This is a genomic window from Mesorhizobium sp. IMUNJ 23232 (assembly GCF_044326205.1).
Classification (GTDB): domain Bacteria; phylum Pseudomonadota; class Alphaproteobacteria; order Rhizobiales; family Rhizobiaceae; genus Kumtagia.
In genome coordinates, this window is the sequence record NZ_JBIRCY010000068.1 from 1 (window position 1) to 14,617 (window position 14,617).

General features: G+C 63.0%; 18 protein-coding genes. 10 read left to right on the top strand and 8 right to left on the bottom strand.

Translation table 11 applies throughout. The features are described 5' to 3' along the window. The 4 genes from ACH196_RS31745 to ACH196_RS31760 form a co-directional block, all read left to right on the top strand. The coding region (locus tag ACH196_RS31745) for a hypothetical protein (RefSeq protein ID WP_396650415.1) at window positions 1-190 on the top strand (190 nt) is incomplete at its 5' end. Window positions 191-457: 267 nt separating this feature from the next. Then, on the top strand, window positions 458-955 hold the full coding sequence (locus tag ACH196_RS31750) for a GNAT family N-acetyltransferase (protein WP_396650846.1): 498 nt from the start codon (window positions 458-460) through the stop codon (window positions 953-955). 76 nt (window positions 956-1,031) lie between these two features. After that, window positions 1,032-2,495 carry a RimK family protein gene (locus ACH196_RS31755; protein WP_396650847.1) on the top strand — a complete coding sequence of 488 codons (1,464 nt, stop codon included), beginning with the start codon at window positions 1,032-1,034 and terminating at the stop codon, window positions 2,493-2,495. A gap of 87 nt (window positions 2,496-2,582) precedes the next feature. Beyond that, a complete protein-coding gene (locus ACH196_RS31760; RefSeq protein ID WP_396650848.1) occupies window positions 2,583-2,966 on the top strand; it encodes a DUF4087 domain-containing protein in 384 nt (127 codons plus the stop codon). Here ACH196_RS31760 and ACH196_RS31765 read toward each other — a convergent pair. Then, window positions 2,961-3,998, bottom strand: coding sequence for a phosphatase PAP2 family protein (locus ACH196_RS31765; protein WP_396650849.1), 1,038 nt, complete (start codon window positions 3,996-3,998; stop codon window positions 2,961-2,963). The two genes, ACH196_RS31760 and ACH196_RS31765, sit on opposite strands and share 6 nt — an antisense overlap. Before the next feature lie 224 nt (window positions 3,999-4,222). Here ACH196_RS31765 and ACH196_RS31770 point away from each other — a divergent pair, with 224 nt between their 5' ends. Then, the gene (locus ACH196_RS31770) at window positions 4,223-5,278 is read left to right on the top strand and encodes a hypothetical protein (RefSeq protein WP_396650850.1); all 1,056 of its coding nucleotides are present in this window, start codon (window positions 4,223-4,225) and stop codon (window positions 5,276-5,278) included. Between the two features lie 6 nt (window positions 5,279-5,284). Here ACH196_RS31770 and ACH196_RS31775 read toward each other — a convergent pair whose 3' ends face one another. Continuing rightward, window positions 5,285-5,938: a hydrolase gene (locus tag ACH196_RS31775; RefSeq protein ID WP_396650851.1), complete on the bottom strand. Its 654-nt coding sequence runs from the start codon at window positions 5,936-5,938 to the stop codon at window positions 5,285-5,287. Beyond that, window positions 5,938-6,816 carry a YgfZ/GcvT domain-containing protein gene (locus ACH196_RS31780; RefSeq protein WP_396650852.1) on the bottom strand — a complete coding sequence of 293 codons (879 nt, stop codon included), beginning with the start codon at window positions 6,814-6,816 and terminating at the stop codon, window positions 5,938-5,940. Before ACH196_RS31780 ends, ACH196_RS31775 begins: the two co-directional genes overlap by 1 nt. Window positions 6,817-6,894: 78 nt before the next feature. On the opposite strand from ACH196_RS31780, the gene ACH196_RS31785 reads away from it, so the two are divergent. Beyond that, entirely contained in the window at window positions 6,895-8,238 is a 1,344-nt protein-coding gene (locus ACH196_RS31785; protein ID WP_396650853.1) for a dihydroorotase, read from the top strand. A gap of 55 nt (window positions 8,239-8,293) precedes the next feature. After that, window positions 8,294-8,680, top strand: coding sequence for a hypothetical protein (locus tag ACH196_RS31790; RefSeq protein ID WP_396650854.1), 387 nt, complete (start codon window positions 8,294-8,296; stop codon window positions 8,678-8,680). Between the two features lie 133 nt (window positions 8,681-8,813). Here ACH196_RS31790 and ACH196_RS31795 read toward each other — a convergent pair whose 3' ends face one another. From ACH196_RS31795 to ACH196_RS31810, 4 genes are all read right to left on the bottom strand, one after another. Continuing rightward, complete coding sequence (locus ACH196_RS31795; RefSeq protein WP_396650855.1) at window positions 8,814-9,620, bottom strand: hypothetical protein; 807 nt, start codon at window positions 9,618-9,620, stop codon at window positions 8,814-8,816. A 70-nt stretch (window positions 9,621-9,690) separates the two neighbouring features. Next, entirely contained in the window at window positions 9,691-9,948 is a 258-nt protein-coding gene (locus ACH196_RS31800; RefSeq protein ID WP_396650884.1) for a hypothetical protein, read from the bottom strand. 132 nt (window positions 9,949-10,080) lie between these two features. Further along, window positions 10,081-10,458: a TIGR02301 family protein gene (locus ACH196_RS31805; RefSeq protein WP_396650856.1), complete on the bottom strand. Its 378-nt coding sequence runs from the start codon at window positions 10,456-10,458 to the stop codon at window positions 10,081-10,083. Between the two features lie 64 nt (window positions 10,459-10,522). After that, window positions 10,523-10,933 carry an NUDIX hydrolase gene (locus ACH196_RS31810; protein ID WP_396650857.1) on the bottom strand — a complete coding sequence of 137 codons (411 nt, stop codon included), beginning with the start codon at window positions 10,931-10,933 and terminating at the stop codon, window positions 10,523-10,525. 141 nt (window positions 10,934-11,074) lie between these two features. Between ACH196_RS31810 and ACH196_RS31815 the strand changes: the two genes are divergently transcribed. After that, a complete protein-coding gene (locus tag ACH196_RS31815) occupies window positions 11,075-11,851 on the top strand; it encodes an SOS response-associated peptidase (RefSeq protein ID WP_396650858.1) in 777 nt (258 codons plus the stop codon). Between the two features lie 159 nt (window positions 11,852-12,010). Here the strand turns inward: ACH196_RS31815 and ACH196_RS31820 are convergent, their stop codons facing one another. After that, window positions 12,011-12,166, bottom strand: coding sequence for a transcriptional regulator (locus ACH196_RS31820; protein ID WP_396650859.1), 156 nt, complete (start codon window positions 12,164-12,166; stop codon window positions 12,011-12,013). 539 nt (window positions 12,167-12,705) lie between these two features. On the opposite strand from ACH196_RS31820, the gene cysS reads away from it, so the two are divergent. Then, a complete protein-coding gene (cysS, locus tag ACH196_RS31825) occupies window positions 12,706-14,136 on the top strand; it encodes a cysteine--tRNA ligase (RefSeq protein WP_396650860.1) in 1,431 nt (476 codons plus the stop codon). A gap of 81 nt (window positions 14,137-14,217) precedes the next feature. Beyond that, window positions 14,218-14,613 (top strand): VOC family protein, encoded by a 396-nt coding sequence (locus ACH196_RS31830; protein WP_396650861.1) that lies wholly within the window; start codon window positions 14,218-14,220, stop codon window positions 14,611-14,613. Window positions 14,614-14,617: the final 4 nt, after the last annotated feature.

The following is a 14,617-nucleotide window of genomic DNA, read 5'->3' on the forward strand; positions in this document are numbered from 1 at the left end:
CAAGCCGGGCCCGGTCCGCTTCCGGCGTTTTTCGCCGCTGCGGCGCGGGCGGCCGCCCGGCGGAAGATTGCCGCGCTTCGACCCGGATGCGCCGAAACGCAAGAACATCCGCGAGGTCGACGAGATCCTGGCGCATGCCAATGCGATGGCGTTCTACGCGCTGGAGCCACCGAGGCGGGATACGTCGTGATGGTCCCGCCGCAGTCGTAACAAGCTGGGAATCGGTGGCCGACGCGGATTTTTCCGCCCGCGGCAACGATCCGTGCCGCCAAAAAATGCCGTTGCGCGCCGGTCGGCGAAGCCAGCCAAATCGGCCTGGGCTGCCCGTTCCGCCCGCGTCACAATTCAGCCCAAATCCGGGAGCGAAAGCGCTTCCGATGCCGGCGTGCAACTTGTCTTGGCGGCAGAGTGTTCGCTTGCGTCCCTCCCTCCGCGACCGAGGTTTTTCCGGCCCCCGATGTCCCTGAAAATTCGCCCGGCCCGCGCATCGGACCTCGACGCCCTCGTCGCGGTCGAGCAGGCTGTGTTCGACGCTGACCGTATCTCCCGGCGCTCCTGGCGAAGTTTTTTGGCAAGACCCTCCGCCGTCATACTGATCGCCGAGGACGGCGGCCATGTCGCCGGCTGCTGCGTAATCCTGTTCCGGGCCGGCAGCGATGTGGCGCGGCTTTATTCGATCGCCGCCTCACCTGGCCGCTCCGGCGTCGGCCGCGCGCTGTTGGCTGAAGCCGAGAGGACGAGCGCCCGGCGCGGTGCGAAAATCATGCGGCTCGAAGTGCGCGACGACAATCTGCGCGCCATAAGCCTCTACGAGAAATCCGGCTATATCAGCTTCGGCCGCAAGCCGGATTATTATGCCGACGGCGCGACGGCGCTGCGCTTCGAAAAGCCGTTGGCGGCCGAAGGCGCGCGCGGCTCACCGCCGCAAGCCGAACAGGGAACGACGCCGCCGTGACCGCGTTGACCGTCGCTGTACCCCTACGACCCCAACCCGCCCCTTTGCCGCAACACCCTCGCAAACGGAATTTCCGATGACCTGGGTCATCCTCACCGGCCGCAACAGCGATCTCGAGCAGGTCGACACGCCGCACAAGATCATCACCAACCGCGACTATCTCGCACATCCGGCGCTGTTTTCCGGCCAGCGGCCGAAGGTCATCAACCTGTCGAACAGTTACGCCTACCAGAGCCGGGGCTACTACGCCTCGCTGCTCGCCGGTTCGCGCGGCCACAAGGTCATCCCGACCGTCGAGACGATGATCGACCTGTCGGAGCGCAAACTCTACGAGCACGCGCTGCCCGAGCTGGAGCTGGCGCTGAACAAATGCCGAAAGGATCTCGGCGGCGCCTTTCCCGCAAAAGTCTCGTTCTTCTTCGGCATCGGCCCGTCAAAAGCCTGGGACCGTTTTGCAAAGCTGCTGTTCGACTGGTTCCGCGCGCCCGCTTTGGAGATGGCGATCAAGGACAGCCAGCAATGGGCCTCGATCCACCGCATCGGCTTCTACCCGCTGGCCCGCCTGACGCCGGAGGAAAAGCCGCGCTTCCTCGCCAGCCTGCAGGCCTATACCAGCCGCGAATGGCGCGACAGCAGGGCGCGCACGCCGGCGCGCTACAGTTTCGCCACGCTGGTCGACCCCAACGAGCAGTTGCCGCCTTCCGAGATCAGCTCGCTCCGCCACTGGGCGCGCATAGCGGAAAAAATGGGCGTCGAGGTCGAGCCGATCACCAAGCGCGACCTGGCGAAACTCGCCAATTACGACGCGCTGTTCATCCGCGAGACGACGGCAATCTCCAACCACACCTACCGGTTCGCCCGCCGCGCCGAGCAGGAAGGCATGCCGGTCATCGACGACCCGCTGTCGATGATCCGCTGCACCAACAAGGTCTATCTGAACGAACTGATGATCTTCAACAAAGTACCGGTGCCGCCGACGGTGATGATCGCTGGCCCCTCAGACTTCCAGCTTGCCGCCGACACACTGGGGTTTCCGCTGGTGTTGAAGATACCCGATAGCTCGTTTTCGCGCGGCGTGAAGAAGGCGTCGAGTTTTGAGGAGCTGAAGACGCTGGCCGTCGAGTGGCTGGAGGATTCCGACCTTTTGATCGCCCAGAAATTCATCCCCACCGACTACGACTGGCGCGTCGGCGTACTCGGCGGCCAGCCGCTGTTCGCGGTCCATTACCTTATGGCGAAAAAGCACTGGCAGATCGTCAACCACAAAGCCAACGGCAAGCCCGACCAGGGCGGCATAAAGACTTTCACGCTCAAGGAAGCCCCGCCGCATGTCGTCGAGACCGCGGTGAAGGCAGCCCGCTGCATCGGCGAGGGGCTCTACGGCGTCGACATCAAGGAGACGAAGGACGGCGTCTTCGTCATCGAGGTCAACGACAATCCCAATCTCGACCATGGCTGCGAGGACACCGGCGAGAAGGACGAGGTGTGGGTGCGGCTGACGCAGTGGTTTCTGGACCGGCTGGAGCGGCAGGGGCGGTAGCGCGGATGGCGACCGCCCGATTGCTCGCTCGCAGATTGCAAAACGCCTTGTTTTCGTGCCTGATCGGGCCTTCCATGGAGGCCAAGGATGGGATCCAAACACTGGACAAAACTGGTCGCGGTGGCGGTGATCGCCTGCGGCGCCGTGACCATGGCGCAGGCGGCCGAGCGTCGCTGCGGCTGGTATTCCAACCCGACGCCCGGAAACCTCTGGCTGACCGACAAGGACGCGAGCTGGACGATCACCTCGCAGGGCGAGGGGCCGGATGCGGCGGGTGCAGAAAAGGCTCCGGATTTCGATCCGAAACAGTTCGTCGAAACCAACGTGCCGGGATCGGGCCATGGTTATGGCTACGCCTGCATGACTGTCGAGACAGACGTCAAGGACCAGCGCATCACAAGGGTGATCGCCGGCAACATTCTGCCGCTCGCAAAATGCAAGGCGGACAAGAGCCTGCCGCCGCCTTCATGAATTCAGGAGTTTCGGAGCCGCCGGCGCGAGCGGCTTGGCCGGCCGGTTCGGCGCCGAAGTCCTCGCGACGGCCGGTTTGACCAACACCCTGGCGACCGGCTTTGTCTTGAGAACGAACAGGCCTGTCAGCCACCAGATCGCCATGACGATGGCGATCGAGACATAGCCGTCGATCGCGTAGTGCCAGCCGGTATAGACCGAACCGAACTGGATGATCGCGACGAATATCCACGCCGGCACGCCAAGGCTTCGTTCCCGGCAGCCGAGAAACAGCGCATTGAGCGTCGCGATGGCGACATGCATGCTCGGCATCGCAGATATGCCGGTGCCGAAGGCGGCGACATTGTCGTCATAGCTGGCGAGCAGGTAGCGTGCGAAACGTGGCACGCTTCTCGGCCCGTCGCCGGCCTCCAGAGCGCTGACCAGTTCGGCGAAACGGTCTCCGCCATAAAACCTGTCGTAGAAGATCGGGCCGACGGACGAGAATATGACCGCCATCAGCGTGCCGACGACCAGTGTAGTGAAGGCAAGGGCCCAGAGATAGCGCTTGCGCTCGCGGCCCTCCCACATGGCCACGAGCAGCAGGACGCCGAACCACTGCGCAAACCAGACGATCGAGTAGAAGAAGTCGACGATTGCCGAGGTCGGCCGTTGCGGCAGGGCGTGCAGCAGCCGCCATGGCGCCCCGCCATGCAGGAATTCGTCCCAGTCCGCGAGCCAGGGGTCGGCGTGATGGGGCACGAGGTTCGGTATGTTGGTCTTGAACGTGCTGTAGGCGGCAACGCAGAGGATGAAGGTGAGAATGATCTTCGCGGCGCGCCAGGGCATTTGCCCGAGCCGCCGCCGCGCGCCGCGCAGCGGCGCCGCCGGATTGTCTACAAAGCCGACAACGCCCGCGATGACGGCAAACACCGGGGGAAGGGAGAGGGCAAAAACCAGCGCGAACTGCGAGAGAACGCCTGCATAGGCGCCGGGAAAGGCAACCGCCGCGACCCCGATATAGGCCGCGCAGCAAAGTCCCAGAAACTTCAAGGAGTTGATCCGCACGGTGCCCCGGTTCGTGCTGCCGAATGTGTGTTGGCTCGTCCTAGCACGAATCCAAAATCCCGTGGAATAGATTGCCGTCCGCCCGTACCCGTCTAACAAATCGTGGTTACATTCGACACAATCATGTGCCGCTTGCGACATCATTTCGCTTCCAGGGCGTTGTAACTTCCACATTTCTGATTGAGTCCGGGTTGCCGCGGAGGGTCTGAATGCTTCGGTTCTGGGAGGTTTTTCGGTGCGCCGGCGTTGATCACGATGCGCGCCATCCCGGAATGGTGATCCCGTTCAACGGCTCCAACCTCGTCGCCATTCAGGTGGACAAGGAGGACGCCAAGCTGGTTTCGGACAGCACGGCGCTGAAGATCGACAAGGTCGATACCGCCGAAATGATCCGGGCCAGGACGGCGAAATACAGGGAGCTTTCAGAGCCGGGCACCGATCCGAAACTGGCCAAGGCCTATATGCCAGACGACATCCACGCCACCGTCCACTACTATCGCGTCACCGGCAAGCGCAGGGTGGACTTCAAGGCGCCTGCAAAACTCCAGATCACGGTGGGCGGCAAGAGCAAGGCCGAAATGCCGGCCGTGGTGGTCGATCCGGTGCCGGTCAAGGTCGCCATCCGCGACCTGCGGGTCTATGGCGCCGACCGCAAGCTGAAATTCCACAGTTCCCGGCCGGCCGAGGTCGCCAAGGAAATGGCCGTAGTCAACGAAATCTGGACGCCGCAGACGCAGATGGTCTTCGAGCACGTCGCAGCACCGCAGCCGGCGACCATCGACGACAGCGATCCGAAGATCCGCGAGGCCATCCGCACGGGCCTGGGCCAGCGGACGACCGAATATTCAAATCTGGGCGAAAACATTGACCCGGAGAAACTGAAGGCCCTTTTTGCGCCGCTTCGCGTTTCCGGCGCCGATGCCACCGTGTTCTTCGTGGAAAAGGTCATCGGCAGCGACGGCCGGTCGGTGAATGGCAGGGCGATCTCAAGCCATGCGATGGTCTTCATCGCAGCCAACCATGACCACTCGACGCTCGCCCACGAACTCGGCCATTTCCTCGGCGGCACACGCAAAAACGGCGAGTGGGACGGCTTCGACCACACCTACGACATGCAATATGACGAGAAGACCAAGAAGATGCAGATGACGGACGAAGATGTCCGCATGCTGATGCGCGACGGTGGCGCCGGCTACAAGATTCCGTTCAATCTCGTCGAGCAGTTCAGAACCTTCAAGGCACGGTTTAGCGCCAAGACGAAGTAGCGGGGTTCAGCCAGCCTCAGTTTGCACTTTGGCCGCCCGGATTGCCTGCGCCGCCCGTTCCTTGTCGATCGCCACGAAGCGTTTGAGGAAGGCGGCCTGCACGGTCTTTGCGGGACGCAGCGCCAAGTCGAGCCGGTTGGCCGAAATCCCGTTCGGCCGGCCGAAATAGCGCACTGCCTCCGCCGTCGCGAAGCCGGCAAGAACCGTCGCCTCGAAATAGGCGGCGACCTGGTCGGCGCGCTTGATTGCAGCGCGGGTCCGCTCATCGAGCTTCGGCGGCAGCGCGAATCTGAGGTGGATGGCATGCTGCAGTCGCTCCTCGACCGCCTTGTAGTCGCCGCCGACCACCGCCTTGAACGGTGAGATCATGTCGCCGATGACATATTCCGGCGCGTCGTGCAGCAGCGTCGCCATGCGCTGGTCCGGCAAGGCCTCCGGCTGCTGGACGCAGAAGATCGTCTCGACCAGCAGCGAGTGCTGCGCCACCGAAAACGCATGGTCGCCGAACGTCTGGCCGTTCCAGCGTGCCACCCGCGCCAGGCCATGCGCGATGTCCGAGATCTCGATGTCGAGCGGCGAGGGGTCGAGCAGGTCGAGACGCCGGCCGGACAGCATGCGCTGCCAGGCGCGCGGCGGCGCTCCCGCCCGGTCCGCCGCCATCAGGCGTCTTCCGCGGCTGGAGCGTCCGCCGGGAAGGTGAACGAAGCCCAGGCGGGTATCGCGAGAGACAACGCGGCGTCGCCCGCCAGAATGGGCAGGCCGGCATCCATAGCCGCCTTGACCTTGTCGATGCGCGCAATGGCGATCGCCGAGCAGCCGGCGGACGATCCGAGCGTGCCGACCGAACGGCCGCCGGCAAGGATGTCCGTGCCGGGTGGCGGCAGGTCGGCGTGGGCGGTGGCGACCAGTAGGCGCCGCCTTGCCGTGCCGCGATGCTGCATGCGCGACACCACTTCCTGGCCGACATAACATCCCTTGCGGAAGCCGACGCCGCCGTTCTGGTCGAGCAGGACGTCATGCGGGAACACGTCGCTCAGGGCGTAGTCCGGGCCGCTTTCGGCTATGCCGTTGACGATGCGGAATCTTTCCCACCCGTCGCAGTTTTCGGCGTCTCCCACAGCATCCTCGCCATAGGCGCGCCAGACTTTTGTCGGCTCGGCAAAGCGCCGGTCGCGCAATGCGCCTTCCGGCATTGAATCAGTTTGCGAGGCGCTTGAATCACCTTCCCATGAAACCCGCACAGGCTTTTGATCCAGCTTCTTTATCTCTGCCTTGGCGCGCAGCCGGTAAAGCATCAGCCGGCGCACGAAATCGTCGGCGATGTCGGCGCGGCACTCGATCAGCAGCACATTCTCCCCATCGCGCGAGATCAAGAAGTCGAACAGGATTTTTCCCTGCGGCGTCAGCAGTGCGCCCGGCCTCGCCTCGCCGGCGGCAAGCTGGTCGAGATCGGTGGTGATGATGTTCTGCAGCAGATGTTCCGCGTCCGGCCCGGAAACGGAGATCAGCGCGCGATCGTCGAGAAGGGTAGTTGGCATGCAATCGGCTCGAAGCTTGCAATCGGCAGGGCCATTACGTAAGCCCCAAAAAACCTTGGGACAAGAGCGGCGGACGAGATGGCGGCGACCTACGATTTGATCCTGACAAAAGGCAGCGTCGCCAATCACGACGGCGTCGGCCGCCGCGACATCGGCGTCACCGCTGGCCGTATCGCCGCCATCGGCGACCTGTCGCAGGCTTCCGCAGGCGAGACGGTCGATTGCACCGGCCTGCACATCCTGCCCGGCGTGGTCGACAGCCAGGTGCATTTTCGCGAACCCGGCCTGGAGCACAAGGAAGACCTGGAGACCGGCTCGCGGGCCGCTGTGCTGGGGGGCGTCACTGCCGTCTTCGAGATGCCCAACACCAATCCGCTGACCACCAGCGAGGCGGCCCTCGCCGACAAAGTGGCGCGGGCGACCAACCGCATGCATTGCGATTTTGCTTTCTGGGTCGGCGGCACGCGCGACAATGCCGCCGACGTCGGCGAACTCGAACGCCTGCCGGGCGCGGCCGGCATAAAAGTCTTCATGGGCTCCTCCACCGGCGACCTGCTGGTCGAGGACGACGACGGCGTTTTTTCCATCCTGAAGAACACTCGCCGCCGCGCCGCCTTCCATTCCGAGGACGAGTTCCGTCTGCGCGAGCGCGCCGCACTGCGCGTGCCTGGCGACCCGTCCTCGCATCCGGTCTGGCGCGACGAGATCGCGGCGCTTCGCTGCACCGAGCGACTGGTGTCGGTGGCGCGGCGGGCGAGGGCGCGCATCCACGTCCTTCACATTTCGACTGCGGAAGAAATCGCTTTCCTGCGCGATCACAAGGACGTCGCCACCTGCGAGGCGACGCCGCATCATCTGACGCTGACCGCCGACGACTATGCGCGGCTGGGCACGCTGATCCAGATGAACCCGCCTGTTCGGGAGCGCCGCCACCGCGACGGCGTCTGGCTGGGCATTGCCGACGGCGTGGTCGACGTGCTCGGTTCCGACCACGCGCCGCATACGTTGGAAGAGAAGGCAAAACCCTATCCGGCCTCGCCGTCCGGCATGACCGGCGCGCAGACGCTGGTGCCGATCATGCTCGACCATGTGAACGCGGGCAGGCTGACCTTGGAGCGTTTCGTCGACCTGACCAGCCACGGCCCGAACCGCCTGTTCGGCATGGCGGGCAAAGGCCGCATCGCCGCCGGCTACGACGCCGATTTTACGATTGTCGACCTGAAGCGCTCCGAGACGATCACCAACGCCCAGGCCGGCTCGAAGGCTGGCTGGACGCCCTATGACGGTAGGCGCGTCACCGGCTGGCCGGTCGGCACGTTCGTGCGCGGTGAGCGCGTCATGTGGGAAGGCGAGATTGTATCGCCGGGCAGGGGGCAGCCGGCGCGGTTCTCCGAGGCGCTGGCGAACTGGGGGGCAGAATAACAAACCGCCATGCTACGTTACGTCTGAAGGAGTCTGAAATTGGGGGGCGAAAACAATGATCAATGGTAATAAAAGTCTATTCGTATTGTTGTCGGCCCTACTGATGATTGCAAGTTCTGCGCGCGGATCGGATATTTTGGCTCAGGGCGTATCCGAAGCAAATGGATCAAAATTCAATTACTCCGTGATTGACCTAGGCTCGAACGGCCGGCGCATTGAGGTCATTCATAATCCGGAAAAATACGATGGCTTGTTGGCAGAGATGTCATTTCGTGATCGCCATCTTCAAGTCTTTGGAATGGTCGCAAAATTAATTCAAAGCAACTGTCCGAACGGGGTCGACTCCCTAGGGAACATATATGTAAGCAAAGATCCTGAGCAAGACGAGGATCCAGAAGCTGAACATCCCAAATATTTCAGTTGGGAATACATTTGTAAATGATGCCAGCAAATAGGCGAATCAACAGTCCTATTTTTGCTTATTGCTGCAAAAAAAGCCAAGAAGCGTCTGATCAAGCACGAAGATAGGTGCTCCTGCGAGCCGGCAACCAAGTGTGCTATGTCTCGGCCTACCTTCATTCCCCCGCGACAAAAAACGCCCACTTGCCCTGCGGCGTGATGCCGATGCGGTAGAAGATGTAGGAGCCGAAATTCTTCATCTCCTCATAGTCGCCGGCCGTCACGATCTTGAACAGTTCGACGCGCTGCGGGCCGGTGAGCTTGTCGAGCGGCACCGCGAAGAAATACGGCCAGACATAAAGTTCTTCCGGCTTGCCGGCGTCGAGATGGACGTAGCCGGCTGAAAGCACCTCTTCCAGGATCGCCAGGATCTCCTGTCCATCCTCGTCTCCGGCGAGGCTCTTGAGGTACTCGATCGGGTCGCCCTCGATGGCGATCAGCGACAATTGGGTCATGTCGTCGCCCAAGCCGAGCAGAGGCCGCAGCTTCTCGATGTCGCCGCTCTTAGCAACTTCGAGCAATTGGTTGCGCAACTTCTGCACTTCGGGCGGGAGTTGGCTGACATCGTGGAGAACCTCGGGAACGGGTTCGTCCGGATCCGGCCGGGCGGTCTGCTGGCTGTTCTCGCCGGCGGGCTGCGTCGTGTCGTCAGGATTGGCGGGAACCGAGTCGTCCGGCTCCTGGGTCGCGGAAGGTGACGTCGTATCCGGCAGCGGAACGGAATTCTCGGTGTCGTCGCCTTGCGGGGCGGGGGACGTTGGCGCCGGAAGCTCCTCGCGCTTGATCTCGCTCAGCGCCAGCGCCGGAGCGCCGGTCAGCGAAAGCGCCAGTCCGATCGTCAGGAAAAGCAGGGCAGGCCGGCGGATGCTCGAAATATCCGTGCTCGACGCGGGGTGCCCGCTCCGGGCCGTCAGGAAGCTCATCAAACAAATCTCCGCGAAAGCGCCGTCCGCCGAGCGTCCTATAGCATGGATCGGGGATTTGCGTGACGACTCAATGTCGCGACTGCGAAGGTGCGAACTCTCCGGCGATGACCTTTTCGCGCATACGGTCGATCAGCGACAGCGTGACGTCCTCGCCATTGCTGCGGAAGATTTCGCCAAGCGCGGTTGCAAGCGCGGCTTCGGCGATGATGTCGGTCTCGATCCCGGCCGAAATACCCTCGGCCCAGGCTTCCGTGTGGCATTCGACCGCGGTTAGGCGCTTTTCCTCGCGCACCAGCGCATCGATGTCACTCGTATTATGCTCGATACTCACATCCGCACCCTTCAAATCCGTGGCCGCGAACGGCCAACTTGATTCAAATTTTTAATGTCCCGTTAAGAGTCGTATCACATTTGCACCGCACTGCACGCGCGCATTGGCGAAAAAGTTAACGCGCTCCTAATTTCCATAGCGGACTGCTGTTTCACGAGAAAGCTGCTCGCCTTCCTTCATGTAACGGCCGATCGCTTCCACAGCCGAAGCTGTACAGGTGGTGTAGCTGTTCTCGAACGAGCGGTAGCCACGGTTGAAGCGCGCGACGAAACGCGCCCGCCGGGCCGGATCGGGATTTTCCGTGGCGAGCAGCTTTTCCATCTCCGCGCGCCATGCGTCACCTTTCTCGCCGCACAGGTTGCGCAGGAAATGCAGCGAGCCGAGTACCTCGGAGAGCCTGAGCAGGCCGTCTTCGTAGGGGCCTTCGGCGGCACGCGCCAAGACTGGCGGCGTTGCCGTCAAGGCCATCGAAAGCGCCAGCACCGCGTGGAAAAGTCGCCTCATGACGGACTTGTGACGAATCATTTTGGCGAGGGCAAGGCGGACGATGCGTCTTTTCCTCGCGATTTCAGCGCATTGCGAGAAGCTGTTCAGCGATTTCCTCGATCATTCCGGTGAGCGGCAGGGCACGCAGTTCGGCGAGCGTGAAGAATGCGGCCTCCTCGGCGTCGCTGGCGCTGACAGGCTCGCCGCCGACATGAAGCCCTGAAAATACCTGCAGGCGGAAACTGACCGGCGCATCTCCCTTTGCCCCGCCGATCAGGAGTTCGACCACCGGGCTGAGCGGCCCGGCCTGCAGGCCCGTCTCCTCGAACAATTCGCGGCGCGCCGCTTGCTCCAGTGTCTCGCCGGCCTCCACGCGTCCGCCGGGAAAGGCGTAAAGCCCGCGCGACGGCGCCATGCCGCGCTTGACTAGCAGCACCCGCTCGCCGCGCACCAGCGCCACGGAGACGGCAGGGATCGGTTCGTCTGCAATCATGCTGTCACCTTAAAGACGATGCGGCGCGATAGGGTTGCGGTGGGCTCAAGCGAATCCCACACTAGGGTAACCGGATTCTGAGTCTCGATCCGGCCGCCCAAAACATCCCAGACGGGCGATGAGATCAACGGAGAAGGCCGCATGTGCGGACGATTCACCCTCACGGCGACGCCGGACCAGGTCGCGCTCTTCATGGCGCTGGTGGAGCTGGAGGATTTTCCGGCGCGCTACAACATCGCGCCGACGCAGCCGATCCTGATGGTCATCGCCGGGGAGGCGCGCGAGCCGGGGTCGAACCTGCCTGACCGGCGCGCCCTGCTGGTGCGCTGGGGCCTGATCCCACGCTGGGCGAAGGATCCGAAAAGCCTGCCGCTGCTGATCAACGCGCGCTCGGAAACGGCGGAAGAGCGCGGCACCTTCAAGGCGGCGCTTCGCCACCGCCGCGCGCTGATCCCGGCCAGCGGCTTCTACGAATGGAAGACCGTGGGCAAGGAGAAACGGCCGTTCTTCCTGAAGCCCCGCGACGGCGGCATCGTCGCCTTTGCCGGGCTGATGGAGACCTATGCCGACCCGAACGGTTCGGAAATCGACACCGGCGCCATCCTGACCACGGCGGCCAGCGCCGACATCGCTGGCATCCACGACCGCATGCCGGTCGTCGTCCACCCGCAGGATTTCGCGCGCTGGCTGGATTGCCGCAGATTGGAGCCGCGCGACGTGGCCGACATCATGCGGCCACCGGAGCCCGGCCTGTTCGATGCCATCCCGGTCTCCGACCTCGTCAACAAGGTCGTCAATGTCGGTCCCGAAATCCAGGAGCGTATCGTCATCGAAGCGTTGCCCGTGGTCGAAACGCCAAAATCGGTAAAGCCGCGACCGCCGGCGAAGAAGGACGACGGCCAGTTCAGCCTGTTCTGAACAGACCCGTGCATGGCAGCGTTTCGGCCGCCATGATCCGCTATTCGGCAATCTGGAATTCAGTCTGTCGGGCAGATGGCCGGGCGGTTCCGCCGGGCCTCGCACGCAGGATCAGTCTTTCGCCTCGTTCTCTCGGGAAGAGGCGCAACCGCCGGCTTTTCAGCCCTTGGCGGGGGCCATCTTCGCCATCGGCTTCCGCTTCTTGGCGGCTGCCAGCGCACCGGCGATGGCGCCGGGGCCGATCGCGCGATACTGCTTCACCAGATTGGCGGCTTGAGCGCGGGCTCGGTCGGCTTCGCTCTTCAGGATAGACATTTCACTTCCCTTGGTCATTTCTCACTGCACGGGCACTTGTTTGTCGACTTGGACAAAACCGTGGCCGCGACTCCTACATATTCCGACAATTAGCCCATTTAAGTATAGACATGCTTAAGGAAAGCTTGCCGGTGTTGCTTTCCCGTCACGCCACCTGGTTCGCCGAACGCTCTGAAACCACGGTGATATCGGTTTTTGCCGTCTAACCCCGCGCCTTCCCGGCGTTCCGATCCAAGCTTTGCCCTCTGACACAAACCCTAGCCGCAAAATGCAACGAAAAGGTGCCGCCGGTATGGCTTTGTCGTAACATTGTCATGCCGGCTGTCTTATTTCGCGACCACCCGGCTTGACGGCGACTCCGGCTTGGCGCGATAAGGCGGGCCATGAAAACGACTTTTGCCATTTGCGGCATTTGCATTATCGGCTAGCGCTCTCGCTGGTCCGGCCGTTTTCGTTCACTCCTCCCCGATCCGAAAAACGCCCCGGCCAGCAGGCTGGCTTTTCCGGGTGTGCGGAAACGGGAAGGAACGGGACGGGCGATGACGGACAAGGTATTGCGGCTCTACAACACGCTGACGCGGTCGAAGGAGGAATTTTGCGCGATCGACCCGAACAACGTGCGCATGTATGTCTGCGGCCCGACAGTCTATGATTTCGCCCATATCGGCAATGCGCGCCCGGTCATCGTCTTCGACGTGCTGTTCCGGCTGCTGCGCCATCTCTATGGCGAGGATCACGTCACCTATGTCCGCAACATCACCGACGTCGACGACAAGATCAACGACCGGGCCTTGCGCGATTTCGGCGCCGACATCGCCAGCGGAAAACTGTCGCTGAATGACGCGATCCGCCGCGTCACCGAAAAGACCGCCAACCAGTTCCACGACGACGTGAAAGCGCTGGGCTGCCTGCCGCCAACCCACGAGCCGCGCGCCACCGAGTTCGTCGAGCCGCGTCCCGATGGCAAGACCGACATGATCGGCTTGATTCAAAACCTCATCGCCCGCGGCCATGCCTATGAAGCGAATGGCGAAGTGCTGTTCGACACCCGCTCCATGCCGGACTACGGGCAGTTGTCGAAACGCCCGCTCGACGAGCAGCAGGCCGGCGCCCGCATCGCCGTCGACGCCCACAAGAAAAGTCCCGGCGACTTCGTGCTGTGGAAACTGTCCTCGCCCGAGGAGCCAGGCTGGAATTCGCCCTGGGGCAGGGGGCGTCCGGGCTGGCACATCGAGTGCTCTGCCATGTCAGCCGCCTATCTCGGCGAGGTGTTCGACATCCATGGCGGCGGCCTCGACCTTATTTTCCCGCACCACGAGAACGAGATCGCGCAATCGCGCTGCGCCCACGGCACCGACGTGATGGCCAACTACTGGCTGCACAACGGCTTTCTGCAGGTCGAGGGGCGGAAGATGTCGAAGAGCGAGGGGAATTTCGTCACCATCTATGAGCTGCTGCATACGGAGAAGTTCGGCGGGCGGAAGTGGCCGGGCGAGGTGCTGCGCCTGGCCATGCTGATGACGCATTACCGCGAACCGATCGATTTTTCCGTGCGTAAGCTGGAGGAGGCTGAGAACACGCTGCGCAAATGGAAGCGCGTCGCCGACACCGCGACCGACATCGAGGCAGCGGTCTCCGGCGAACTCCTGTCGCGGCTGACCGACGATCTCGGAACCTATTCGGGATTCCAGGTGCTCAACGAACTCGCGGCGGAAGCGTCCGAACAGTCGGAGGCGGCGAGCGTGCTGAAGGCAAGCCTCGCCTTCCTCGGCTTCGACGTTTCCAACGCCGAGATCGACGAGGCAGGCGTCTCGGCGCGCATCGCCGAGCGTCTAGCCTTCATTGCACAGAAGAACTGGTCCGAGGCCGACCGTATCCGCGATGAGCTTCTGGCTCAGGGCGTGCAGTTGAAGGACGGCAAGGATTCTTCCACCGGCCAGCGCGTGACGACCTGGGAGGTGAAGCGGTGAGGCCGACGACGCAAAGCTTCAAGCGCAAAACCTCGAAATGCTAGATACTGCGCAAGCTTGAACATCGCACTGGAGGAATCCATGATCGACCACACCGGCATTACCGTTTCCGACTTCGAAGTCTCCAAATCCTTCTACGATAAGGCCATGGCACCACTCGGTGCGTCGCTGCTTTACGTCGTGCCGCCGCAATTCACCGGCGGTGTCAAGGTCGGCGGCTATGGCCGCGAGCGGCCAACCTTCTGGATGCATGAGGGCAACAAGCCCCAGGATCGCCAGCACGTCGCCTTCACCGCGCGCAGCCGCGCCGAGGTCGACGGTTTCCACGCCGCGGCGCTCGCAGCCGGCGGCAAGGACAATGGCGCGCCCGGGCTGCGCCCGCATTACCATCCGAACTACTACGGCGCCTTCGTCATCGATCCGGACGGCAACAACATGGAGGCCGTCTGCCACGAATTCGAGCCGGCGAAGGGCTGACGCG